The sequence below is a fragment of the Neobacillus niacini genome (genome assembly GCF_031456445.1).
GTDB classification, from domain to species: domain Bacteria; phylum Bacillota; class Bacilli; order Bacillales; family Cytobacillaceae; genus Neobacillus; species Neobacillus niacini_I.
This window is the reverse complement of the sequence record NZ_JAVDUQ010000010.1, coordinates 1-23419: the sequence shown is the minus strand read 5'-3', so window position 1 is coordinate 23419 and position 23419 is coordinate 1. Positions and strand designations below refer to the sequence as shown.

At 38.4% G+C, this 23419-nt stretch carries 22 protein-coding genes and 2 pseudogenes; 4 read left to right on the top strand and 20 right to left on the bottom strand.

Annotated elements, in window-relative coordinates:
• Positions 1-186 precede the first annotated feature (186 nt).
• Positions 187-747: a hypothetical protein gene (locus J2Y67_RS10765; RefSeq protein ID WP_310173757.1), complete on the top strand. Its 561-nt coding sequence runs from the start codon at positions 187-189 to the stop codon at positions 745-747.
• Between the two features lie 127 nt (positions 748-874).
• Positions 875-1345 carry a low molecular weight protein-tyrosine-phosphatase gene (locus J2Y67_RS10760; protein WP_310173754.1) on the top strand — a complete coding sequence of 157 codons (471 nt, stop codon included), beginning with the start codon at positions 875-877 and terminating at the stop codon, positions 1343-1345.
• Positions 1346-1483: 138 nt separating this feature from the next.
• Here the strand turns inward: J2Y67_RS10760 and J2Y67_RS10755 are convergent, their stop codons facing one another.
• From J2Y67_RS10755 to J2Y67_RS10660, 20 genes are all read right to left on the bottom strand, one after another.
• Positions 1484-1870, bottom strand: a complete 387-nt coding sequence (locus J2Y67_RS10755; protein ID WP_310173752.1) for a VOC family protein — start codon at positions 1868-1870, stop codon at positions 1484-1486.
• Positions 1871-1953: 83 nt separating this feature from the next.
• Positions 1954-2760 (bottom strand): RQC-minor-1 family DNA-binding protein, encoded by an 807-nt coding sequence (locus J2Y67_RS10750; protein WP_310173749.1) that lies wholly within the window; start codon positions 2758-2760, stop codon positions 1954-1956.
• A 104-nt stretch (positions 2761-2864) separates the two neighbouring features.
• Positions 2865-3383 carry a hypothetical protein gene (locus J2Y67_RS10745; RefSeq protein WP_310173747.1) on the bottom strand — a complete coding sequence of 173 codons (519 nt, stop codon included), beginning with the start codon at positions 3381-3383 and terminating at the stop codon, positions 2865-2867.
• 296 nt (positions 3384-3679) lie between these two features.
• A complete protein-coding gene (locus J2Y67_RS10740) occupies positions 3680-4966 on the bottom strand; it encodes a M20 family metallopeptidase (protein ID WP_310173744.1) in 1287 nt (428 codons plus the stop codon).
• A complete protein-coding gene (locus tag J2Y67_RS10735) occupies positions 4899-5861 on the bottom strand; it encodes a P1 family peptidase (protein ID WP_310173742.1) in 963 nt (320 codons plus the stop codon). The genes J2Y67_RS10740 and J2Y67_RS10735 overlap by 68 nt, the downstream gene beginning before the upstream one ends.
• Before the next feature lie 3 nt (positions 5862-5864).
• Positions 5865-6416: an ECF transporter S component gene (locus J2Y67_RS10730; RefSeq protein ID WP_310173740.1), complete on the bottom strand. Its 552-nt coding sequence runs from the start codon at positions 6414-6416 to the stop codon at positions 5865-5867.
• 31 nt (positions 6417-6447) lie between these two features.
• The gene (locus tag J2Y67_RS10725; protein WP_310173738.1) at positions 6448-7290 is read right to left on the bottom strand and encodes an energy-coupling factor transporter transmembrane component T family protein; all 843 of its coding nucleotides are present in this window, start codon (positions 7288-7290) and stop codon (positions 6448-6450) included.
• Positions 7280-8170: an energy-coupling factor transporter ATPase gene (locus J2Y67_RS10720; RefSeq protein ID WP_310173736.1), complete on the bottom strand. Its 891-nt coding sequence runs from the start codon at positions 8168-8170 to the stop codon at positions 7280-7282. Before J2Y67_RS10720 ends, J2Y67_RS10725 begins: the two co-directional genes overlap by 11 nt.
• Entirely contained in the window at positions 8170-9021 is an 852-nt protein-coding gene (locus J2Y67_RS10715; protein WP_310173734.1) for an energy-coupling factor transporter ATPase, read from the bottom strand. The genes J2Y67_RS10720 and J2Y67_RS10715 overlap by 1 nt, the downstream gene beginning before the upstream one ends.
• 20 nt (positions 9022-9041) lie before the next feature.
• Positions 9042-9806, bottom strand: a complete 765-nt coding sequence (locus J2Y67_RS10710) for an SDR family NAD(P)-dependent oxidoreductase (RefSeq protein ID WP_310173733.1) — start codon at positions 9804-9806, stop codon at positions 9042-9044.
• A gap of 26 nt (positions 9807-9832) precedes the next feature.
• Positions 9833-10921, bottom strand: a complete 1089-nt coding sequence (locus J2Y67_RS10705; protein WP_310173731.1) for a tartrate dehydrogenase — start codon at positions 10919-10921, stop codon at positions 9833-9835.
• A gap of 45 nt (positions 10922-10966) precedes the next feature.
• On the bottom strand, positions 10967-12415 hold the full coding sequence (locus J2Y67_RS10700) for an aldehyde dehydrogenase family protein (protein WP_310173730.1): 1449 nt from the start codon (positions 12413-12415) through the stop codon (positions 10967-10969).
• 222 nt (positions 12416-12637) lie between these two features.
• Positions 12638-14482: a sigma-54 interaction domain-containing protein gene (locus J2Y67_RS10695; RefSeq protein ID WP_310173728.1), complete on the bottom strand. Its 1845-nt coding sequence runs from the start codon at positions 14480-14482 to the stop codon at positions 12638-12640.
• A 70-nt stretch (positions 14483-14552) separates the two neighbouring features.
• Entirely contained in the window at positions 14553-15233 is a 681-nt protein-coding gene (locus J2Y67_RS10690) for a hypothetical protein (RefSeq protein ID WP_310173726.1), read from the bottom strand.
• Positions 15234-15587: 354 nt separating this feature from the next.
• Positions 15588-16766 (bottom strand): NAD(P)/FAD-dependent oxidoreductase, encoded by a 1179-nt coding sequence (locus J2Y67_RS10685; RefSeq protein WP_310173724.1) that lies wholly within the window; start codon positions 16764-16766, stop codon positions 15588-15590.
• Between the two features lie 39 nt (positions 16767-16805).
• Positions 16806-17222 carry a DUF1641 domain-containing protein gene (locus J2Y67_RS10680; RefSeq protein WP_310173722.1) on the bottom strand — a complete coding sequence of 139 codons (417 nt, stop codon included), beginning with the start codon at positions 17220-17222 and terminating at the stop codon, positions 16806-16808.
• Positions 17223-17572: 350 nt separating this feature from the next.
• Entirely contained in the window at positions 17573-19015 is a 1443-nt protein-coding gene (locus tag J2Y67_RS10675) for a L,D-transpeptidase (RefSeq protein ID WP_310173720.1), read from the bottom strand.
• A 450-nt stretch (positions 19016-19465) separates the two neighbouring features.
• Entirely contained in the window at positions 19466-19666 is a 201-nt protein-coding gene (locus J2Y67_RS10670; protein WP_223593777.1) for a cold-shock protein, read from the bottom strand.
• Between the two features lie 411 nt (positions 19667-20077).
• On the bottom strand, positions 20078-20554 hold the full coding sequence (locus J2Y67_RS10665) for a CarD family transcriptional regulator (RefSeq protein WP_310173717.1): 477 nt from the start codon (positions 20552-20554) through the stop codon (positions 20078-20080).
• A gap of 484 nt (positions 20555-21038) precedes the next feature.
• On the bottom strand, positions 21039-22043 hold the full coding sequence (locus tag J2Y67_RS10660; protein ID WP_310173715.1) for a DUF3231 family protein: 1005 nt from the start codon (positions 22041-22043) through the stop codon (positions 21039-21041).
• Positions 22044-22623: 580 nt separating this feature from the next.
• On the opposite strand from J2Y67_RS10660, the pseudogene tnpA reads away from it, so the two are divergent.
• Positions 22624-22984, top strand: a pseudogene (gene tnpA / locus J2Y67_RS10655) (IS200/IS605 family transposase).
• A 19-nt stretch (positions 22985-23003) separates the two neighbouring features.
• Positions 23004-23419 (top strand): annotated as a pseudogene (locus tag J2Y67_RS10650) (RNA-guided endonuclease TnpB family protein); the annotation flags it as partial.

Sequence of the window (23419 nt, the reverse complement as noted above, 5' to 3'; positions counted from 1 at the left end):
TACCGAAAAGATTAAAATCTTGGAGCCAGTCCGATGGTGAAGTTATGCGTAACTCCGCCATCGGACTGGCTCCACATTTGTACCTAAGGAAGAAATAACGATAAAATTTCTTCAAAATAGTTATTTGTCCGTTTCAGAAACAATCACTTCTCATACTATACGAATGAATGAAAAGGAGGAATACAAATGACACAATCAGATTTGCCTCAATTAAGTCCCCCCCAATTTACTTATTTTAACGAAGTTAAAAGCTCTATTGGAAATGATCCTTCTGTCGAGGTGCTAAATTTAATTGAATTTCCAGAAGGTGCAGGATATTTAATCCCTATCATTGTCGACAATCGGAAAAAAGCTCGTGCATTAGCTACCATTCTCAACCTGCAAAAGGAAATGGGGAATATCGTGGTAAACTTAATTGTGATTTATGATAAATCCATTGTCAGACCGTATGGACGTACTTTTACAGCTGAAGGTCTTGTCGATTTATACAAAGATGCATTAGCTACGAACCGCTATTTTAAATTCGCTGAAGAAAAAGTTTTTGCTCCGGGCACAAACTCGGTGTATCCTGTTTTCACAAAGAGTGTCATTCAATTTTTTAACGACGACATATCTGACCTCTATAATAACTTTAATGAAGTAGCGGCCTTTGTCTTCAGAGATATATTAAATGAGGAAATTAATGGCATTCTCATAAATCCATCAACGGAAATGGATCCATCAACGTCAGATAAAGACTCTGAATAACGTGATTGCCATTATTTTTCTTACACCTTGCCTATTATATTTTTTTGGACCCAATTGGGTTCTTTTTTTTTTGAAAAATTGGGAAGTATGTAAACTAATGATGATAATGCAAAAAGGAGTTCGATTTATGATAAATGTATTATTTGTCTGCCTCGGAAATATTTGCCGATCTCCGATGGCAGAAGCGGTATTTCGGAAATTATTAAAGATGGAAAATATGACCGATAAAATTGAGGTAGATTCCGCTGCTACCAGTTCCTGGCACATTGGCTCCCCTCCACATAGAGGAACTCTAAAGATATTACAAGAATACAACATCTCTTCAGAGGGACTCGTAGGACGCCAACTCACAAAAGAAAATTTTTTTCAGTTTGACTACATAGTAGGGATGGACGAAAGTAACCTCAGCAACATCTTTGAGATCACTGGTCAACCAAATCATCCAAAAATCCTTCGTCTACTCGACTTAACAGAGCACAAAAAGGACGTCCCAGACCCTTACTACACCGGAAACTTCCAGGAAACCTATCAGCTTGTCACCGAAGGATGCCGGGCATTGCTCGAAAAAATTTGTGTTGAACACAATCTAAAAAAATAAAATTTAGGGTCTGACCCCCGGTGCATTAACGCTTTACTTCACTAGGTCAGCCCCCCTTTTCCTGATTCATTTATCTGCGAACCGAAAAAATAAAAGAGGAGCGAGCAATAGATGACCTGGCCCCTCTTATTAAAAAATCTATTTCATACGCTCAACAAGCTGCAACAGTTCTTCATCCGGGCCACGGAACAATATCATCCGACCGCCTTCAAGCGTTGGTTTAACATCATCTGAAGAAAACTCAATTTCTTTTTCCTTTAAATACCGAATCTCCTCATCAATATTCGTTACCGTGAAGGCAAGATGATTGACGATTCCATTTTCACTATATTCTCCTAGAAACTTGATATCCCGGATCAATTCAATCTCCATATCCGGCTGTGATTCCAGATAAATAAAAGCCATTTCCCGATTGGGATTACTCCCTCGTAGACGAACCTTAAACCCAAAAATTTCGGAGTAAAACTGAATCGACCGATCCATATCCTTAACAATTATTGCTACATGTTCCATTTTACTAATCACTCGATCTATTTCCCCTTTTGTGGTGCCTGACCCCCGCCACTTTAAAGCTTTAAAGCATCAGTGGTCAGGCACCACATTTTTCTCTATTCAATAAATCTTGCCACATCACCGCCGCATTTTTTACATTTGCCTTCCAATGCGAATCCTGGTGGTGAATCTTTGACACTATAATTTACAATTTGAACGACATCGCAACAATTCGAACAAAACACATTTCTCTCAAGTTTTTTACGAATTTCTTCAGGGATGGAAAGCCATTTTTTATTGGCTGAAAAGGAGATCAATTCTTGGGTTGCTGTTCTTTTAATGTCGCCATCAGCATTTTCCAATATATCGATAACTTCTTGAATCCTTGTTCTGACCTTTTTATACTCAATTTCTTGCCAGGCTTTCAAGATTATGATTAATTCTTTATTACCGGATTCCGCAATTTTATCTAATAATAATAGAATCATACCACGGTTTCGATCTTTTAAATCTTCGACAAATTCAAAAGTTTGATTTTCAGCAGACACCATTAGCTTTTCTAATAATTCATTTGCATAGGTTTCTCGTTCAATTTCCCAGCCTATATCGGTAAAGACAAGCACTGGAAGCCTGTAATTATATTCAATTTCTAAATAACCGTTTAAGATCATCCAATCAATCTTTGCAAGTATGTCCTTTTGTGAAACACCTTTAAAAGAACCGTATACGGGGCTTCCATCTAATTCTAGTTCTAAAAGCTTTTTATCCTTCGAACCTGCAAGAATTTTGGCAAGCAATGATCGACCGCCGCTCATAATTAAATCGTCTGCTCCCCGCAAAATCAGTTTGATTTCATCATCTGACAAAGACTTAATCCCGTTTGCATTTAATTCATATCCAACTCGGTTTACTTTTTTACTCATCCTGCTCCCTCACTGTTTAAAACTATTTTTCCTTTGTGATAATAATTAAAAGTATAGCCATAAAAAAATATACTTAAAAGTAAATTGATGCCAGACACCTTGACTTATTTCAAAACAACACTCGCTAATTCCTCATCACTATAATTACCCTTTATCCCCGGTTTATTTCTTAAATAATCGTAGATTTCCTCATTTGAATAGTCACTACGCAGACCCTTTATAATGGTGGTTAAATAGGCATGGGAAGGTTTCTTACATTCCACTTCATCAAGATTCCACGGTGCGGTAAAAGTAAATATTGGATACCCCTTATCTTCGCCAAGATAAACAATATTCCCGTACCAAGATGAACGGAAGATACTTGAACCTTTCTCGATTACTTCGTTTAAATCTATATCAAATCCGATTCCACCGTTTTCTTGGCTTACGATATCCAAAAATTGTTCAGTCGTGACAAGGTATTTCTTGCTATAGGTAATGTTAGAGGAGTCTTGGTTTAAACTGATAAATGCAACACCCTGGGAGCCCCAGCCTGCTGCCTTTTTTGCGAAATAAAGAGGATAAGGTATGGTAAAAGCCGACTCACCAATTGGCAGGGAACTGTCTCTACAACCTGTCTCCACTCTAGTAGACCCTTGAGGACTTCCCCCTTTGATATAACATAGAAATCGTTTAGTGTTTAGATTTGATCCATAGCTCGCGTACCAAACATATTGTTTCGCTTCATTCAAAATGAATCACCAACTCTATTAAAATTCTTCCTAATGAAAAGCAATCATTTTAGCTCACATGAAAGTTCTTAGTTTATTATATTATCTGATTAGGTGAGAAGATGATATGGCCAATCTTAAAAAAATGGGATAGCCCCTACCGGCTACCCCATTTTTTTATTAATATATCAATCTATGAGCATGATGAGTTACTCATTCAAAAACAGCATCGCTGTCTGGGCATAAATTCTCGAAGCTTCAACCAATTCTGCTACATCAATATATTCATTGATTTGATGAGGGATATGACGATCGCCAGCGCCTGTGGTAACAATCGGAATCCCCGCCAAATGAAGGAATGTGCCGTCTGTGGCACCAGGAACGCCATTATAAATGGGCTTCTTCCCGGCAACGGAACGGAAGGATTCCACACTAGCCCTTACAATCGGTTCCTCCAAATTCGTTTCTGTCCACGGCCGGCTTTCAATTACCTCTATTGTAGCCTTAAAATCCTGATCCTTGGAACCAAGCCGCGCCAAAATATTCTCCATGTCAACCTGAAGTTGATCATGATCCTGTCCAGGAACTGTACGAATATCAAGGGTACTATAACATTGGTCGGGAATGACATTGATTTGCGGCTCGCCTTTTTCAGGGCCTAAAATAATCGTCGGTGTAATACTCGGAAGCCCTAAATATTGGTGCTGACCGACTCGATGTTTCTCTTGCTCCTCGAGTGCCATGAGTTCACAAATAATCTGCGCCATTCTCGTATTAGGATTGATTCCAGCAAGCGGCATGGCACCATGCGCCATTTTTCCAAAAGTACGGATTACTGCTCTCATCGCTCCTTTTTGTGTGATGCAGATTTGATTTTCCTCCGGTTCGCAAATAATGGCACCGTCCACACCTTGCGCCCAGCCTCGTTTAATGAAATGCTTAATGCCAATCATCATGCCTTCCTCATCGCAAGGGACACATAAGATAATTTTTCCATTCCATTTCACTTTACTTCTTTTAATCGCATGGACCGCTGCAATCGCAGCAGATAGGTTCCCTTTTGTGTCATTTGTCCCCCTGCCAAACATTCTTCCGCCTTCAATGACAGCTCCAAAGGGATCATAGCTCCAGGCATCCCGGTCTCCCTCTGTCACTACATCGGTATGCCCTTCAAAAAGAATCGTTTTTCCAGGTCTGCCCGAATCAAGAATGCCAATTACGTTGGGGCGCCCCTTGACAACTTCTTCGATGTAGACCTCAAGCCCTAAGCCCTTTAAATAATTATATACATACTGTGCCGCTCTGCTTTCATTTGCCTTTGGGTCGTTCGGACGGTAAACACTTGGAATTCGAACAAGAGCTTGAGTCAAATGTACAACTTCCTGATCATCCACATAATTATAAACAGTCAACTGTAACCCCTCCGTATTATTGATTTTTAGGTAAATCTTTGTGAGCGATAATTCCTCCAATACTTTCAGCGGATTTAACCGCATCGATAATCGCCCTTTCCATCACCTTTGCCGCCAGCCCGCCAATAACATCTACAGGAATCTTTGCTCCTCCAGTCGCTACAGCAAAGACGGTATCCCCGTCATACATGGTATGAGCAGGATAAATCGTTCTGGCGTATCCATCCTGGGCCATCTGCGCCACCTTTGTGGCCTCCGCCTTAGTCAAATCTGCGTTAACCGCAACCACACCAATGGTTGTATTCGAACCGGTTGGAATCGTTGGCTTATAGTTTTTAATCAGCAGTTCAACACTATCAAGGATCGTGCCGTTCACAAAGGGTCCTGCTAAAATTTCTCCTGTAGCAGGATTGCGGACATCTCCTCCCGAATTTACTGCAACGATGGCTCCAATCACCACACCATTTTCTAATCGGATAGATGCACTGCCTAGACCGCCCTTCATGCAAAAGGATGAACCAGCAAATTTTCCAACGGTAGCTCCACAACCGGCCCCAACATTTCCGGTTGTGAATTTCTCAGTGGTTGCTGCTTGAGCTGCCTCATAGCCCATTTGTTTATCAGGCCGAACCTTCGGATCCCCGTGAGGAAGGTCAAAAAGGACAGCAGCCGGGACAATGGGCACCTTTGCAACACCAACATCCAGACCAATCTCGTGTTCCTCTAAAAATTGCATGATGCCAGAGGCGGCATCCAAACCAAAGGCACTGCCACCGCTTAAGCAAATGGCATGCACGTTATCTACTAAATTAACCGGATTTAATAGATCTGTTTCCCGGGTTCCGGGAGCTGATCCTCTTACATCGACTCCGGCAACCGCACCGCCTTCAAATAGAATTGCTGTACAACCTGTCAACGCCTGTTTATTTTCCATGTTCCCTACTTTTACTCCCGGTACATCCGTGATTTGATTATGCATAACTTATAAATCCTGAGAAATTTTTGATTTCTTGTTCTTGCCAATTTGTTTCCACGCTAATACAACCGCTAGTGTAACAATTGTTCCGACAATCGCTTCAGGAATTCCGTTTGTTATTCCTACTGTCCAGGCTACTCCTGCGGTTAAATAATGGCGGATGACAGCCATCGTTAATACAAGTACAGTATTCGCCAATGTCCCGATAAATGCGGCAGCTCCCACTGCAACGTATTCACTTTTACGGCGGATTCCCACATACACAAGCCACGCTACAACCCCAATAAATAATCGTGGTAAAATGGCCACCAATGGATCCTTAAATAATGGGACTGTTGCATTGAGGAAGGAAGAGATACCAAAAATTGCCCCTACAATTAGACCGACAACCGGTCCTTGCATAATGCCGCCAATAATCGCAGGAATATGCATGATCGTAGCATTTCCTGCTGCGGTTGGAACAGGAATATAGCCCAGTCGTGTAACCCCTAAAAGAATCGCCACCGCACCCAGCACACCAGCAATAACAATATCACGTACCGTCAAAGACTTTTTCATTCAATTTCTCCCCTTTTGTCTCAATTTTTATTTAGATCGGAAACGGATAAAAAAGCAGTAATGCAGCGAATAGAAGTCCAAGTAATAATACGAGATAATCCTTCGCTAATGCTCGATAAACGGAGAACGAACTCCTCTCGCCCCCTGGAGTATAACACCGGGATTCCATCGCAAGAATCAAGTCCTCAGCTCTTGATAATGCAATGTTAAATAACGGAATAATAATGGGAAACATCTCTTTCGTTCTTTGAATAATTCTCCACCAGCCTCCGGTACCAAAGTCCGCTCCTCTTGAGGCTTGTGCTTTCATCATTTTTTCCATCTCAATCGCGAAAGTTGGAACAAAACGGATCGAAATCGTGGTAATCAGCGAGATTTCGTGAACTGGAAAATTAATTTTCTTTAATGGACTTAATAAGCTTTGTATGGAATGTGTTAATTCTGTGGTGGAAGTGGATAGGGTAAGAACACTGCTTAAGAAGATAATTTCAATAAAACGAACGGCTGAAACCACCACCAAGCGAATACTTTCACTTGTGATTAAGATAAAGCCATAATCAACAAATACTCTGCCATGTGAAAAAAGCTGTCCTTGAAAAAGAAGCTGAAGCAAGGCCAAGATGATAATAAATGGAATCGCTGGCTTTACACCTGATAATCCATAACTAATTGGAATTTTGGATACAAAGAATAAATAAAGAGTTAAAAGGAGACCGATGGCATTTCCGAGATAGCTAGTATTTATAGCAATCGCCACTACGAGAATAATAAAAACAAGAAGCTTTATTCTTGGGTCTAATCGATGAATAAACGACCCTGTCGGTACATATTGGCCAATCGTAATACTACGGGAAATATCAAATTCACTGGACATGTTTCAACCCCTCCTTCGTACCAGCAAGAACCTTCATAATCTCTTCCGCTGCTTCAGTTATGGAAAAGGCATCCGTATTGACTTGGTAGCCAAGATCTGTTAATCGATAAAGAACCTGTACCGTTTCAGGCGTTCCAATTTGATGAAGCTGCAATTTTTCTTTATCCGTAAAAATTTCCTTCGGGGTACCTGTTAACACGTCCGTGCCGCCTGCCATTACATAAACACGGTCTGCGAGCATGGCGACCTCCTCCATATTGTGTGAAACAAAAACAACGGTTAATTTTTCTTCTTTGTTCAACCTTTTAATTTTATCCAACAATTCATTCCTCGACCTAGGGTCCAGACCCGCTGTCGGTTCATCAAGGACTAAAATCTTGGGTTTTAGGGCAAGAATACCAGCTAATGCCACCTTGCGTTTCTGCCCTCCGCTTAAAGCAAAGGTCTGTCTGTCCTTCATTTCCTCGAAATCTAACCCAACAACCGACATTGCCCATTGGACACGCTCCCGTACCTCTTTTAAGGGTAGACCTAATTTGAAAGGGCCATAAGCTATATCATCGCCAATGATTTTTTCAAAAATTTGATCTTCCGGGTTTTGAAAAACAAGTCCCACCTTCTGCCTCAGTGTTTTCAAATTCACCTTTTTCTTTGACAAATCTTCACCGTCCATGATGACTCTTCCAGATTCAGGACGCATCAGCCCATTGAAATGCTGGATCAAGGTTGACTTTCCCGACCCGGTATGACCAATAATGGCGATGCATTCCCCTTCTTCGACATACAGATTGGTTCCTTTTAAAGCAACGTGTTCCATTGGGGTCCCTTTCATATACGTATGTGACAGGTTTTCTATCTGGATGATTGGTTTGCTCCCCATCAAATCACCCCCACTTTGGCGAACTTGTCCACTTCATCAATAAACTCATCTTCTTGGATTAACTCACTTGAAAAATCGGAGAATTGGCTGTGAATCCCCTCGGCCATTTGGCTCACAGAGGGAACCTCCAGCTGGAGATCCTCTAATTTTTGCTTATGTTTAAAAATTTCACGCGGCGGTCCGTCCATGACGATTTGGCCGCCTTCGACGACGATAATCCGGTCTGCTTCCGCTGCTTCAGACATGTGATGAGTGACGGTAATAATCGTCATCCCCATATTGTTCATTTTTCTCATGACCTGAAGGACTTCTTTCCTGCCAAAGCTATCTAGCATGCTTGTTGCTTCATCAAAAACAATGCAATCCGGCTGCATAGCCAACACGCCTGCAATGGCGACCCTTTGCTTCTGTCCCCCGGATAAATGATGAGGCGGGCGATGACGAAACTGAGACATTTTGACAACGTTTAAAGCCTCATCCACTCTTTTTTTCATTTCTTCCCTTGGCACACCGATATTTTCCAAACCGAACGCTATATCTTCCTCAACGATTGTCGCAACAATTTGATTATCGGGATGTTGAAAGACCGTACCAACAGATTTACGAATTTCCCGTTTCTTTTTCGCATCCTTTGTGTTAAGATCATGAACCCAGACATCACCGTTGTCTGGCATTAAAATCCCATTAAGGTGCTTGGATAAGGTAGATTTCCCCGAACCATTGTGACCAATAATCGCCACATATTCTCCAGGGAAGATGGAAAAAGAAATATTCTTAAGAACAGGTACAGTCGTTTTTTCATTAATTTTGTAGGAAAACGATACATTTTCTAAGGTAATGATGGGTTCCATTTTATTCTCCCCTTTATTTTTTAAATCCCACGTCCGCCGTCAATATTAAGAACCTCTCCGGTCACAATCTTAGCTAAATCAGAGGCCAAATAAAGAGCACCTTGGGCAATATCTTCCGGTTGAATTAATGTTCCGAGTGGGACACTATCTTGAAAAATTTTCTTCATTCCTTCCTCTTTTTGAGCCGCGTCTCCGACAAGAAATTTACCAATCATCGGTGTATCAGCAGGACCAGGATTGATGGCATTGACTCTAATTTTAAAAGGGGCCAACTCAATCGCTAAAGCTTTCGTCAACATAAGGGCTGCTCCTTTTGAAGCACAATAGGCATTTAATCCAGGCCTTGCTCGAATTCCGGCAATGGAAGCAATATTGACAATACTTCCCCCTTTTTGCTTTTTCATAATGGGAACGGCATACTTAGACGTTAAAAAAATCGATTTTGTATTCACATTCATGATTAAATCCCATTGTTCCAGGGTTAATTCTTCGATGGAAGTGAACGATTGTGGAACACCCGCGCAGTTTATGACAATATCCAATCGATCGTATGCTTCTAATGTTTGATTCACAAGGTTGGCAACAGCCCCATCACTTGTTACATCTGCTTGTATCGCTATTACTGTTTCAAGATTGGTGGAGTTTGCGGCCTCTTTCGCCGCATCAAGATGTAAATCAGCAAAAATGACATTCGCCCCTTGTTTCGCAAAAAGCTGAGCAGTCGCTTTCCCCATACCTGAACCAGCTCCGGTAACTATCGCCGTCTTTCCATTTAACAGATTCATAGAAAGGATCCCTCCTTAGATTCGTTTTAAATTTTAGGGTTCAGACTAAATTGGACCATTTTTGAAAGAATGGCATCCCCCATTTCAATGGTGGTAGATTTCCCTCCGAGGTCAGGGGTTCTTATTTCTCCATCTAGTAAAACACCTTCAATGGATTCCAAGATGAGTTTGCCAACGTCCGAAAGTCCAAGATGGTCCATCATGAGACTAACACTCCATATGGAGGCAATTGGATTAGCAATCCCTTTCCCCGCAATATCGGGGGCAGAACCATGAATCGGTTCAAACATAGAGGGATAAATACGTTCCGGGTTAATGTTTCCTGATGGAGCAAGCCCCAATCCACCCACGATGGCTGCGCCTAAATCGGTTAAAATATCACCAAATAAATTACTTCCCACCACTACATCGAAATCTTCAGGTTTGGAAATAAAATAAGCGGCTAGGGCGTCAATATGGTAGAGTTGGGTTTTTACATCCGGGTAAACGTTCCCGATTTCTTTCACCATTTCATCCCAAAAAGGCATCGTATAGTTAATTGCATTTGATTTTGTTGCCACTGTAAGATTTTTCTTCGCCCTTTTTTCAGCTAATGAAAAAGCATAGTTTAAAATTCTCTCAGATCCGTACCTTGAAAAAATATTATTTTGAACTGCAAGTTCATAGGGAGTTCCCTCGTGGACACGTCCGCCCATATTGGAATACTCCCCTTCGGTATTTTCCCTCACGACCACAAAATCAAGGTCATCATGGTTCTTATACCTTAATGGACTTTCGATTCCTTGAAGAAGTTTGATAGGCCGTAAATTTACATACTGTTGAAATTTCCGGCGAATCGGGAGGATTAACTCCCATACCGAAATATGGTCAGGGACAGTTTTTGCACCAACAGCCCCAAAAAGAATCACGTCAAAATCTTTTAATAAATCCAACCCATTTTCAGGCATCATTCTTCCATTTTGAAGATAATAATCACATCCCCAATCAAAGGTTTCACAAGAAAAATTGATGCCACCGTGAATCTCTTCCGCTTTTTTTAATATTTTCGTTGCTTCATTGATTACCTCTGGGCCAATCCCATCTCCAGGAATTAAAGCAATTGAAAAGTGTTGCACCATTTTCACTCCTTTCGTTTTTTGAATAACGCCTGAAATTGTCCTTTACTTAGCACTTTTAATTTTTATCGCGATATTTTTTAATTGCGTATAATTTTGTAAGGCTTCAACGCCCTTTTCACGGCCAATACCGCTTTTTTTATAACCGCCAAAGGGAAGCTCAACCCCGCCGGCTGCACCATAGTCATTGATAAACACCTGACCGCTTTTTACTTTCCCAGCAATTCGGTGTGCCCGTGAGATATCATTGGTCCAAATCCCTGTTACAAGACCATAAGCGGTTCCATTTGCTAATTGAATCGCTTCCTCTTCGGTTTCAAATTCAAATACGGTCAATACGGGACCAAAAACCTCTTCTTGTGCAATTTCGCTGGCAGGAGATACATTTTCTATAATGGTTGGCTCAAAATAATACCCCACTTCCAACCCTTCCACTTTGGCTTCCTTTCCGCCTATAATGACGCGAGCGCCCTCTTCTTTGGCTCTTTCCACCATCGCTTGGATGCGGTCAAATTGCCTTTTGGAAATAATCGGTCCAAGGTCACAGTCGCTCACTCCAGGACCAATCGTAATCATTTGCATTTTTTCGATCAATTTCTTAATCAATTCATCTTTCATTTTGGAATGAACTAACAACCTAGAACCAGCTGAACAGGTTTGCCCGGCATTCTGAATAAAAGAACGAGTGACCCATGTTACCGTTTCTTCTAAATCACAGTCAGGAAAAACAATATGTGGTGACTTTCCTCCCAGCTCGAGTGTAACGGGAACAATATTTTTAGCTGCAGAAATCATTACATTTGTGCCTGTATGTACGGAACCGGTAAACGTGATATGGTTAACATCCTGGTGGTCCACTAGTGCTGCCCCAGCTTCTGTCCCATACCCAGTTACCACCTGTAGAGCACCTTTTAGCACATCAATCTCAAAAAATATCTTTGCTAACTTTAATGCTGACAAAGGAGTATCTTCAGCCGGTTTTACCACCACGGTATTTCCAACCGCTATGGCAGCTGCCACGCCCCTTGAGGTAATTTGAAGCGGATAATTCCAAGGAATAATCTGAGCACAAACCCCCATAGGTTCACGTACCGTGTAGTCAATCACATTGGGTGCTACCGGTATCGTTTCGCCGAACATCTTGTCTGCCATCCCTGCATAGTACTCAAAATAGCGGGCACTGCTTTCTACATCACTTCTAGCCTGGGATAGCGGTTTTCCTGTGTCCAATGTTTCAACAAGGGCAATTTCTTCCGATCTTTCACGCACTTTTCGTGCGACTTCAAATAGTGCATTGCCTCTGACACTTGGTTTTAATAATTGCCATTCACTAGATTCAAATAATGTTTTTGCAGCTTTTACTGCTAAATCGACATCTTCTTTTGAACCCCTTGGAACCCTGCCAATTTCCTCTTGGTTTGCAGGATTGTACGATGAAAAATACTCCCCTGAAACAGACTTTACCCATTCGCCATTGATATACATTCGTTCCATTGTTAACCTCCATTTGCTAGGAATCATAAATCTTTTAAAAATTCACTGAGGCCCTCTGCTAGAAAAAGAATGGTCCATTAAATTACAAATGTATAATGCAAATTACATGCCAAAGTTACAATATTTAGAAAAGTGTGAAATATCAAATAAAAACAGGGATATAAAATCCCTGTTTTTTAAAATGATGTTTTAAACTGCAACACCGTATTGTAATTTGCAACATCATAAACCATATTCTTTGATTTTTCTCCAAAGGGTTGAGCGGTCGATTCCAAGTGATTGAGCCGCTAACTTTTTATTGTGATCAAATTTCTCTAAAGTAGTTAGGATATGTTCTTTTTCCTTACTTTTTATACTTTGTTTATTGATTGCTTCTTCTGCAACTTTTCTTCTCCTTATTTTTTCAGAAAGAAATTTTGCTCCTTCAACCCTTAACAGAGAACTCTCTTCAAGGACTACCAGTCGCTCAATGGTATTCCTTAACTCACGGATATTCCCAGGCCAATCGTACTTCTGGAATAAACGAATAAATTCTTTTTCAATATGGACAATTTTATTTTTTCTTTGTTCATTAAACTCAAATAGAAAGGACTCGACTAATTTAGGGATGTCGGCTTTACGCTCGCGAAGAGGGGGTAATTCAAGAGCAAGTACATTCAAACGATAAAATAAGTCTGAGCGAAATTGTTTCTTTTCCACCTCTTCCTCTAAATTTCGATTGGTTGCCGTAATGATTCGAACATCAACGGGTATAATCCGCTCCCCGCCGACACGGCGAATGGTTCTTTCCTGAAGGACCCTTAATAGAAGAGCTTGAATGCGTAATGGAATCTCACCAATTTCATCCAAAAAGAGCGTACCTCCATGGGCAAGTTCAAATAAGCCTGGTTTTCCATCCTTTAATGCGCCTGTAAAGGTCCCTTTCTCGTATCCAAATATTTCACTTTCTAATAGATTTTCAGGAAGCGTTGCACAGTTAACGGCAACAAAGGGACCAAGTGCTCGATGACTTGCGGAATGAATCCCTTGAGCAAATAATTCTTTGCCTGTTCCAGATTCCCCGGTGATCAAAACGGTCGATTCCGTTCCCGCAAATTTTCTTGCCAATTCTTTTGCTTCGATTATTTCATGTGTTTCGCCAATAATATCACTTAACCGATACTTAGCCTCCAATCCGCTTTGATGGAGTTTTTTGCGCAGCTGTAATTCTACTTTTTGAATATCGGTTATTTCTTTAAAATTGGATACTGCTCCGACAATTTTCCCTTTCACAATAACAGGAGATCGATTGATGACAACCTGGCGACCACCTATCGTCGCAATATCCCCTCTTTCAATCTTCCCGGCCTCCAAGACTCGGAGCATATCTGATTGGGGAATAAACTCTGTAATGCTTCGCCCCTTCATATCCGCTTCAACGCCTAAAATGGTTTTGGCATGTTCATTCACTAATCGTATATTTCCCATTCGATCAATTACCACAACCCCATCATGAGTGGAGTTTACGATGGCATCCACTTGGTACCGCTCTTTTAAAATTTCTTCAATTATGTTTACCAAGGATTTTGCAATCTGTAAAAAGGGAATCAAGGACGTAAAGGATGGCTTAATAAAATATAAATTTTTATTCCGTGAATTTGGTAATAACCCCTTCATCCAAATGGGAGCTAAATATACATGATTAGGCTTTAGTATGGCTGCTTGTTTTTCAGTTAAAAAGGAGAGTTGAATCCCATCATTCGCGAGATGCTCGGAGTATTCTTTCTTCAACCACTCTATATTTTCGTTTGTTGTGATAAAGGTGAAGTCTTTTTGTTCTGAACATTCAAACAATGCCTCTATGGATTTTTTTATATCTGCAATATTGATCGAAATAGGGATAATCGGAAATGAAACACCTTCTAATTCTTTCTGAAAGATGGCAGGTGTAATAATAATCATTGGATTCATAATTTGATCTAATATGGAATTAATGGAATAAAAACAAGCTGTTTGAAATCCCAATTCATTCAATAAATTTTTAATTTGTTCTTCATATAGATCATTCATTTTAAAAAGAGCTATCATTAGTATCACTCCTGAACATTTAATGAACTCTTTTTACGTGTTTGAAGCGTTTCATTATGTAAGACTTCAATCAAAAAGCAACCTTTAATCGATTGGTTAGTATTTCAGTAAACCGCCGTTTCATAAATGCGTTTTGAAAGATTTCTTCACCTGTAATACTTAATAAATCATTTTTTGTAATTCCAAGATCATTTTCAAGGAAATCGATTCCCAAATCTTCTTCGTACACTTGAATAATATATTTTGCGGCCTCCTCAGGGGAGCTAAAAACATGGAAGGATAACGCGGTTCCATTTAATTTCAACCATTCTTCATTAAAACCTCTTGACCATTGTTTTAATTTTTCCAGGCATAAATCGTTGTTATCATCCCAACTATCATTTAATTTAAAATAAAATTCTTCCATTTTGGTAATTAAATTTTGTTTATCTGGATTTTCATCCTTGAACTCGTCTAATAGATCTGCAAGGTCTTCTTCAAAATAATATTGATACTCCATTTCCGGATTAATTAATCCTATAAAGGCTGTAGGAAGAAAGATGAATTTTAAAAATCCTAGGACACTTTGTGGATTGGGGTAAACAGCCCAAGCGCTTTCAGATTGGTCACTATAAGAGTTAAGTATTACGGGATTAATAATCACAGAATTCTGTGTTATGGGTTGGTTCTCGAAAAGGCAGCCCCATAACTCCTCTTCTAACCTTATTTTATTTCTCCAGTAATCTGCAATGGAATATTTACTTTGTTTCATAGTACCTCCTAAACATAGTATGGAGACTCAATTTTTCATTTATCCCATTCATATTCTAATCCTAAATCCTATATGTTTAATCATTCCGCTAAAAAAGAGGTGCCATTAAAATATGTGCTAATACATTCTTAAGTATTTTTTTCGGCACTATTTAAATATTTATACAATATTCTCTATTACCAGAGGATTATCCTGTTTATCAGCAAATCAAAAAAAGACTATATAAAAAAAACCACAGTGTTGTCGGGACACTGTGGTTTAAACTTTAAGAAAGCCATTGTTATTATAGTATTAAAAAGTTGCAGATCGCAACTTTTTTGCTTTAACGCTTTAGAGTTGGAAAGATACTCAAAATTAATAGGCCAAGCTGAATAATGCTTTAATGTGGGATAAGTATCGAACATTACTTGCTTCTTTCATTAAGGAAGCTGGCATCCCTTTAAGTGGAATAGCATTAGCACCAATGGATGCAACGGCATCTTTACGCCCTAAGCTTGCAAGGGTGCCTGAATTAATTTGAGAAAACTCATTAAAGGATTTATTTTCCAATAATGCATACAAATTATATCCTGTTTGTTCGCCCATTTGCCATGCAATTTGTGCAGTAGGTGGGAATGGTCGACCATCTGGACCAAAGACAACCGCACTGTCTCCTACAACAAATACCTCTTTATGAGATGTTGATTGAAGATATTCGTTAACCGTCGCACGTCCGCGATTCACTTCTAGGCCTGATTCACCAACTAAAGGATTACCTTGAACTCCGCCTGTCCAAACAAAAGTGTTAGCAGTAATTTTCTGTCCATCTTTAAGGTCAATTACATTGCCTTCAACATTCGTAACAGGCAGACCTGTTAAGAATTGCACACCACGTGCTTCAAGACTTGCAGTTGCGCGTTCAATTAATAGTTCTGGTAGAACTGGTAAAATTTTAGGACCTGCTTCTACTAGAAGTAGTTTCACTTCTTTTGGATCCACTCCATAGCTTCTAGCAAGCTTCGGCATCACATCAGCGATTTCACCAACTAACTCAACGCCAGTTAAGCCACCGCCACCAATAAGAATAGTTGCGTCTGCTTCATTTTTCGTTTTCGCATATTCGCAAATGCGTTCTTCGATATGTTGATAAATTTTATTGGCATCATCTGTAGATTTTAAAACCATACTGTTTTCTTCTAATCCTGGAATACCAAAGTAAGCAGTCTTACTTCCTAGCGCAACAACTAACGCATCATAAGTTAAATAAGAGCCATCTGAAAGTTTAACTTCTTTCTTATCCACGGCAAATGATTCAACCTTTGCGATACGAAGATCAATATCTTTTCCCTTGAAAAGCTTCGCTAAAGGCATAGCCACCGCTTGTTCCGAAACATTTCCAGCTGCTAAACGATGCAGTTCTGTAATGATTTGGTGTGTTGGGGACTGATTTACCACTGTAACTTGTGCTTGATCTTTATTTAAATATTTACGAATATTGATAGCAGCTAATAGTCCACCATAACCGGCCCCTAAAATGACGATTTTTTTTGACATAGAATTTCCCCCGTCCTTTTGGATGTAATGTAAGTAAAATTATTTTGTTGAACGTTCTGCAGAAACTTCTAGGAAAGCATTAAAGAAACGGAAAAGCTTCTGTGCTTGTGGGTCTTTCAACATTTTTAAAAGTCCAAATAGGCCGATTACTTCGTTGCTTTCTTCCGCACGGTCTTTCGCTTCAATAACAGTTGCAGCAAGGTTTTTCACAGAATCTTTAACCGGTTCTGCAATTTCTTTAATGGCTCCAACCGTATCATTTTTTAAAATCTCATCAGTTGCAACGGACTGAGCAAAATCATATGACTTCGTTAATAAATTCACAAGTTCAGTCAATCTTGGAAGCTGTTCAACTAAAGTAGTTAAAGATTCCTGAACCTCTGGGTTTAATAGCTGATCAAGCACATCGAGTCGTTCTTGTTTCGTTTCTACTGGTTTTTCCATAACATCTAACATATCGAATTCCCCTTTCATTAGGCGGCTGTTAGGAAGCATGAAACGATTCTATTTCCCTATGAACCTGCCTTTTCATCTTGGTGGTACCATTCATAAATAATTAATACTATAAACATAATAATAAAGTAATTTCACAAGGTAAAATTTTATACCTATTATTGATTATTTTCAAGAAGTTCTATCGAAATTTTTGATTCCTTTTACAAAAAACTACCATTGCTACGTTAAAAAAAAAGCCTTCTCACGAAGACTCTTTTCTCGTTCATTATTAATATAGTAAGATTTTAATATAGAAACAGGTGTTCACAATCGTTGTAGGTAAACAGACACGTACCAATAACTACCGTTTCTTAATAAACAACAACAGCCTCGTTTTGAACGAGATTGGCATACACCGTTTTCATCACATCTGGCATTATGTTCACGCAACCACCTGATCCATTGGATAGGTAGGCATTACTTGCCCAGTTTCTCCGCCAACCGGCATCGTGGAAGCCAACACCATCCAACGTAAACGGAGCCCAAAAAGTGACATTAACAGAATAATTCGGATTTCCAACTTCGCTTCCCCTAAGAATGGATGGCGATTTTTTATACTGGACATACCAAACCCCTTTTGGAGTATCTTGATTGACTCCATGCCAGCCTGTAACCACAGAGGTTGTCACTTTTAATTGGTTATTTTTATAAATCCAAATCCGTTGATCCTTAATGGACACTTCCGCATACGTATCACCAATTCCATTATTTGAAGTAACATGATAGCCAACGCCATATGTGCTCCAACCCAGACCATAAATATTATAGGCTTTAATCGAGTTTTCCCCTTTTTCAAAAGCCTTTACAATCCGCTTGGTTTCAGCTTCAACATCAATTGCCCAACCATAGGACTTTCCTTTTACCGAAATCACCTTACCTGAATGGGTCTTAAATTGAAAATTTTTATTTAATGTAGACTTCGAACGATTCATTTCAGCAATCTTATTCTTAATACCACTCGGGTCAATGACATACTTCATTTGTTTGGAAAGGGATGCATTCTTAATTACATCGCTGGCTTTTAAAGAATAAATTTTTTCCTGCAGCTTATAATCAACGGTTCGCTGCAAAAGTTCTTGAAGTAATTTCTCCTCTTTTTTTAGCATAGCAGTATCCACTTTATTAGGCTTTATGTATACGGGATTCAAATAAATGATACTATTATATTCCTTTTTCTGATAATCCTTTACAGTTCTGTCGACATCAACTAAATGACCAGCTTTGCTGCTAGGGGTGATAATCTTTCCATTTTTCAAAAAGACCGCCGAATCTCCATTCCCTTTTACACTTTTATTTATTGTTTTAAGTTTATTTTCTACAATCTTCTTCATTGTTTTCCTGTGATATTGATCCACATTACTTGGCAACAACGAATAATTTATTGCTTTTGAGGATGGTAAAAACGTCTTTTGCTTTTTTAATATATTTTTGACATTATTTAGGTCTTTATTAGAAAATCCCATTTTCGTATCTTTTCCATTGAATATTCTATCTTTTCCAATAAAGACTTCATTTTTTAATACAGATAATTCCAATTTTTTTAAAGCATGATCAGTAGTCAATCCACCAACTTTTGTCCCATTGATTTTGATATTCTGATTGAATCGAGTTGCCTGATAATAATAAATACCTGCCAATACTAAGCCTATTAATACAATAATGGCTATTATAATAAATTTTCCGTTTATTAACCTTCCTAATGGGTACCGCCTTTTATTTATTTGTCTATTTGGCAGGTATACTGTATTTCTCATTGACCTTCCCCCCTTAGTTGCAAACATGGACACGATTTTCTTTTGGAATTCATACATCTTGAACCATTGATTGGTTTGCCTTTGTTATTTTATTAGTATTATTTTAGTTGATTGAATACTATGAAATTTGTCATAATTTGTATAAATATAAAATTTTTAAAAACAAATTATTCCTACATTTGGTCACAGAAAAAGACGCTTTCATAAGAAAACGTCTTAGATTTCAGATCATTTTATTAACACGGTAAAAGGTTTCTTTCTTTTACCTTTAATTTTATTTTATTAAATTCGCGTAATATTTAGGTTTTTCCTAATTTATATGCTATACTTACTTTACCATTTGATTTACCGTTTTATCTGCACCACTCATTCGTGAGTGGTGTTTTTATTTTTATCGGATTAAAAAAGAAAAAAGCAGACTCTTAATTAAGAGTCTGCCTTTATTTATTATTATGCTTTACGAACGTTTGCAGCTTGCGCTCCACGTTGGCCTTGCTCAACATCAAAAGTTACAGATTGACCTTCTTCAAGAGATTTGAAACCTTCGCCTTGGATAGCTGAGAAATGAACGAATACATCGTCTCCACCTTCGCGTTCGATGAATCCGAAACCTTTTTCTGCGTTAAACCATTTTACTTTACCATTTTCCATTTTTGTTGCCTCCTAGTGTGTAATTACACACAATATATTACTATCCTTGCTCTCAGTGATCATCAAGACGAAAAGTTAAAAATTCACTTTCTTTACACCGAACAAAAATAATTCTTTTTTAGTATACTTCTTTTTGAAAAAAATTACAAGGGGTCTTTCAATAAATTATTTAGCCTAAACCAATGAAAGCCCTGCCTCTCTTTCATCCTTACGGCTCCAATGACCGTGCCAGTTTGAATTAGGCAAAAAAAACATATTCGTGCTACATTAAAACCTTTGGTAAAAAAACGGAATAGTTTAAAAAGTAGAAATGTCCTATTAATATGAGGAAATAAAGAAGTTGATGATGAAAAAAGACTTAAAAAGTATACATTTCTCCAGCTTATTCACAATAAACGCTAAAGGAAGGCACTAGCCGACCTTGTTATTTAACAAATCAGCTGCTTGATTTTCTGTGATTCCTTTAATTAAACCTAGTTCACTAATGAATATCTTCCGAGCACTCTCCAACATTTGCTTTTCGCTTGCATTAAGTGCTTTATTTTGGTTTATGCGCATTAAATCACGAACAACCTCTGCGCCATCTTTAATATTTCCCGTTCTCATTTTTTCTGTGTTAATTTTGTATCTTTCTTTCATTGAAAGATTTGTATCAGTTTGTCCATGCTGAAAAATATGCAATACGTTTTCAAGTGTAGGTATATCAGAAACTAAGCGAATCCGTGATTTTTTTTCTTTCCCTATAGGAATCATTACTTGCATTTTACTGATCGGCATTTTTATTACATAATACTGCTTTTTCTCACCTAAGATTTCCTTTTCTTCTATAGCTTCAATAACACCGGCACCTTGCATGGGATAAACAATGTAATCACCAACTTGAAACAATTAAAAACACCTCCAAAATTTGAACCTATTTAAGCATACCACACCTTTCATTTTTTATCAAATTTATTATTTTAACACTTACCTTCATTTATTGTCAATAAAATTATAAAGGAATTTTATATTTATTTTTAACAAATGGTTAAAAGGGATAACTAAAAAGAAAAGGGGGATTTAGGAATGAAAATTTTGAATGCAAAAACAAAAGCAGGGTGATTTCCCCCAGCTTGCTTATCTCTCTTTCAAAAAATCGACCATGACCATAATCATTCCTTAACCAAAAGGTGATGATTCCATAGGTGTCTCTTTCCTACAAGGGACCATTATCCCAAGAACTTTTTATAACTCGCCTTAACATTTTCGTGGTCAGAATATGGTCATAAATAAATGGCATCCATTTACTCAGGTTGGATGCCATTTATCATTATTTACTGAGAATTACTTACCTTTTCAAACAATCAATCAAAAAATTGATTATATGAATTTTTTATTTTTCTTTTGCAATTTCTATTCTATTGGGAGCAAGTGGCGGTTGTTCTAACCATTTATTTTGCACCATCAAATCAAACCATTTTTTAGTCACCATAAGATTTTTTAAAATAGTACCCTCATAAGCGGCCACTAGGTCAGTTCTCATAGCTGAAGCTAGACCTGCCCCATGATAGTTTTGGGCAGCCTGAAACAAAAAGCCGATATGATACAACATTAACTTATCCGAAAAAGGAGAGTCCGTTGATGTTGTCACTTCTGTTTCCCAGGATTTCGGCACAGGTAAATTATCCGATTGCATAATTTTTGAAAAGGATTTTATTTGTTCATCAGCAGTTTTTTCAGAATCGGTTAAAAACTTTCTTACCTCTTTTGTTTGTGCGACCTGACTGAATGCAATAGAAAGGGTTTTAGCCATAATGCTTTTTTTAAGGTTTAAAGAAATACTAATGATCTCTGTCGCTGCTAATTTTCTACCTTTTCCGATAAATCCATCCATGAAATCTTGGCTGGAAATATATTCAGGGTTTTTAGCTGGATAAAATAAGGGATCTCTCTGAAAATTTCCTTTCTCAAGCAATAACTCAATGGTTTGTTGGTACATCCTTTTCGCATCATCATCACAAGAATCATAAAAATCCCTTAAGTCCTTTCGAACAGAAACCGCTAAAGTAGTGCAGTGGCCTAGCAAACCATGTAATGTCATGATATGTAAATAATTCAAGCAAAATATATCTGTAAACAACCTCTGTTTACCTTTAAAGTGGTCAGTTTCCGTAAATCCAATTGGAACTGGGAACCCCTCTTCCTCCATAAATGTTACAATTTGCTGCTTTTGTTTTTCAAACGTCTTAATAGCATCCTCAAAAATGGTTTTTATTGACTCATCTTCAATAATAGAAACCATATATCTATTTACTGCATCTGTCATTGTCCCGTTCACAAACTCTCCCCAAAGTGTTCCTATTTCGGAAGATGTGAGCTTTAATTTAATTTCATTCACACAATCACCTCGTGGATATTATTTACCAATTCAAGAGGTTATATGTAATTCATTAAACATTAAGAAAACCTTCGCCGGATTTTTAAGTCACCAACACAAGGATAATGATCTCATTTAACCACTACATGAATTGAGCCAAATTTATTTCACCATTCCATTGCGAAGAAACCCAATAATCAAAAACAAAACAATTCTAAACAAAAGGTTTCCTTGTTTCAGCTGCCCCCTATATTTCGACGGACACGTCTATCAATACTTAAAAATATTAGTGCAACGATGATAATAATCGAGTAAGAATGCTGATTCATGTTTATCCCCCAATAAAAAATGATTAATTAAATCGTTGTTCTTATCATATATTGTTTATTTTTATGAAATAGCCGAGAACACTCGTGACTTCAGTCATGAGATGAATCGGCTTCGGATAGGGCGTGGCTTATGCCAAGTTAACTATCCGACATATGTTCAGCCAAGCATGTACAAAAAAATACTAATATAATTCCATTATTTACCTTTAATCTAGTAACCTATGTTATCATAAATATGAGGTGGAACATATGGCAGAAGATATGTATATTCCATTCAGTATCATATTGTATGGTGCGTAAAGTATCACCATAAGGTGCTAATTGGTGATATAGATGTAAGATTAAAAGAGATGCTGTTTCAAATAGCAATAGATAATGGTTTTGCTATTTCAGAAATCGAAACCGATTGCTACCATATTCATCTTCTGATCGACTGCCCCCCTCAACATTCCATTCCTACAATGATCAAAACATTAAAAGGCGTCTGCAAGATTACTATTTAAAGAGTTTCCGGGCTTAAAAAGGAAACTGTAGGGCGGTCATTTGTGGAATCCTAGTTACTTTGTCGCAACCGTAAGTGAAAATACAGAAAAACAGATACGCCAATACATTCGTAATCAACAAATGAAATAGCGAAAGGAGCTGAACCTAGATGGCTACACCAACATACGTGATATCTTTGCCTTTAAAAGTTGAAAAATGGCAGGAACATATCTTAGAAAAACGCTTAAACATTGGGAGAAATATCTACAACGCCTGTCTAGGTGAAGTATGGCGCAGATATAAATACATGATACGCAATCCCAGGTATTGGGCAGCGGTTCGTATACCAAAAGGGAAAGAACGCAATCAACTTCTTACTCAATTAAAAGAACAATATGGCGTTCGTAAATTTGACTTAAATATGTACGTTCAAGGAATGGGACGTAAGTTCAAGCGAAATATCGGTTCTCAAATGGCTCAGAATATCGCAGAACGATCGTTTGGGGCAGTTGAGAAAGTCATGTATGGGAAGGGAAAGAAGGTACGGTTTTGTTCAGCAGGTCAATTTTTTTCGTTAGAAGAAAA

Bases quoted from the DNA above. Each gene is read 5' to 3' on its own strand.
- J2Y67_RS10685 (WP_310173724.1), bottom strand. From the start codon at position 16,766: ATGTCAAAAAAAATCGTCATTTTAGGGGCCGGTTATGGTGGACTATTA.
- J2Y67_RS10695 (WP_310173728.1), bottom strand. From the start codon at position 14,482: ATGATAGCTCTTTTTAAAATGAATGATCTATATGAAGAACAAATTAAA.
- J2Y67_RS10740 (WP_310173744.1), bottom strand. From the start codon at position 4,966: ATGCGGTTAAATCCGCTGAAAGTATTGGAGGAATTATCGCTCACAAAG.
- J2Y67_RS10710 (WP_310173733.1), bottom strand. From the start codon at position 9,806: ATGAATCTGTTAAATGGAAAGACGGCGATAGTTACCGGAGCTGGTTCA.
- J2Y67_RS10750 (WP_310173749.1), bottom strand. From the start codon at position 2,760: ATGAGTAAAAAAGTAAACCGAGTTGGATATGAATTAAATGCAAACGGG.
- J2Y67_RS10675 (WP_310173720.1), bottom strand. From the start codon at position 19,015: ATGAGAAATACAGTATACCTGCCAAATAGACAAATAAATAAAAGGCGG.
- J2Y67_RS10765 (WP_310173757.1), top strand. From the start codon at position 187: ATGACACAATCAGATTTGCCTCAATTAAGTCCCCCCCAATTTACTTAT.
- J2Y67_RS10700 (WP_310173730.1), bottom strand. From the start codon at position 12,415: ATGGAACGAATGTATATCAATGGCGAATGGGTAAAGTCTGTTTCAGGG.
- J2Y67_RS10760 (WP_310173754.1), top strand. From the start codon at position 875: ATGATAAATGTATTATTTGTCTGCCTCGGAAATATTTGCCGATCTCCG.
- J2Y67_RS10725 (WP_310173738.1), bottom strand. From the start codon at position 7,290: ATGTCCAGTGAATTTGATATTTCCCGTAGTATTACGATTGGCCAATAT.
- J2Y67_RS10735 (WP_310173742.1), bottom strand. From the start codon at position 5,861: ATGCATAATCAAATCACGGATGTACCGGGAGTAAAAGTAGGGAACATG.
- J2Y67_RS10670 (WP_223593777.1), bottom strand. From the start codon at position 19,666: ATGGAAAATGGTAAAGTAAAATGGTTTAACGCAGAAAAAGGTTTCGGA.
- J2Y67_RS10690 (WP_310173726.1), bottom strand. From the start codon at position 15,233: ATGAAACAAAGTAAATATTCCATTGCAGATTACTGGAGAAATAAAATA.
- J2Y67_RS10680 (WP_310173722.1), bottom strand. From the start codon at position 17,222: ATGTTAGATGTTATGGAAAAACCAGTAGAAACGAAACAAGAACGACTC.
- J2Y67_RS10720 (WP_310173736.1), bottom strand. From the start codon at position 8,170: ATGGGGAGCAAACCAATCATCCAGATAGAAAACCTGTCACATACGTAT.
- J2Y67_RS10715 (WP_310173734.1), bottom strand. From the start codon at position 9,021: ATGGAACCCATCATTACCTTAGAAAATGTATCGTTTTCCTACAAAATT.
- J2Y67_RS10730 (WP_310173740.1), bottom strand. From the start codon at position 6,416: ATGAAAAAGTCTTTGACGGTACGTGATATTGTTATTGCTGGTGTGCTG.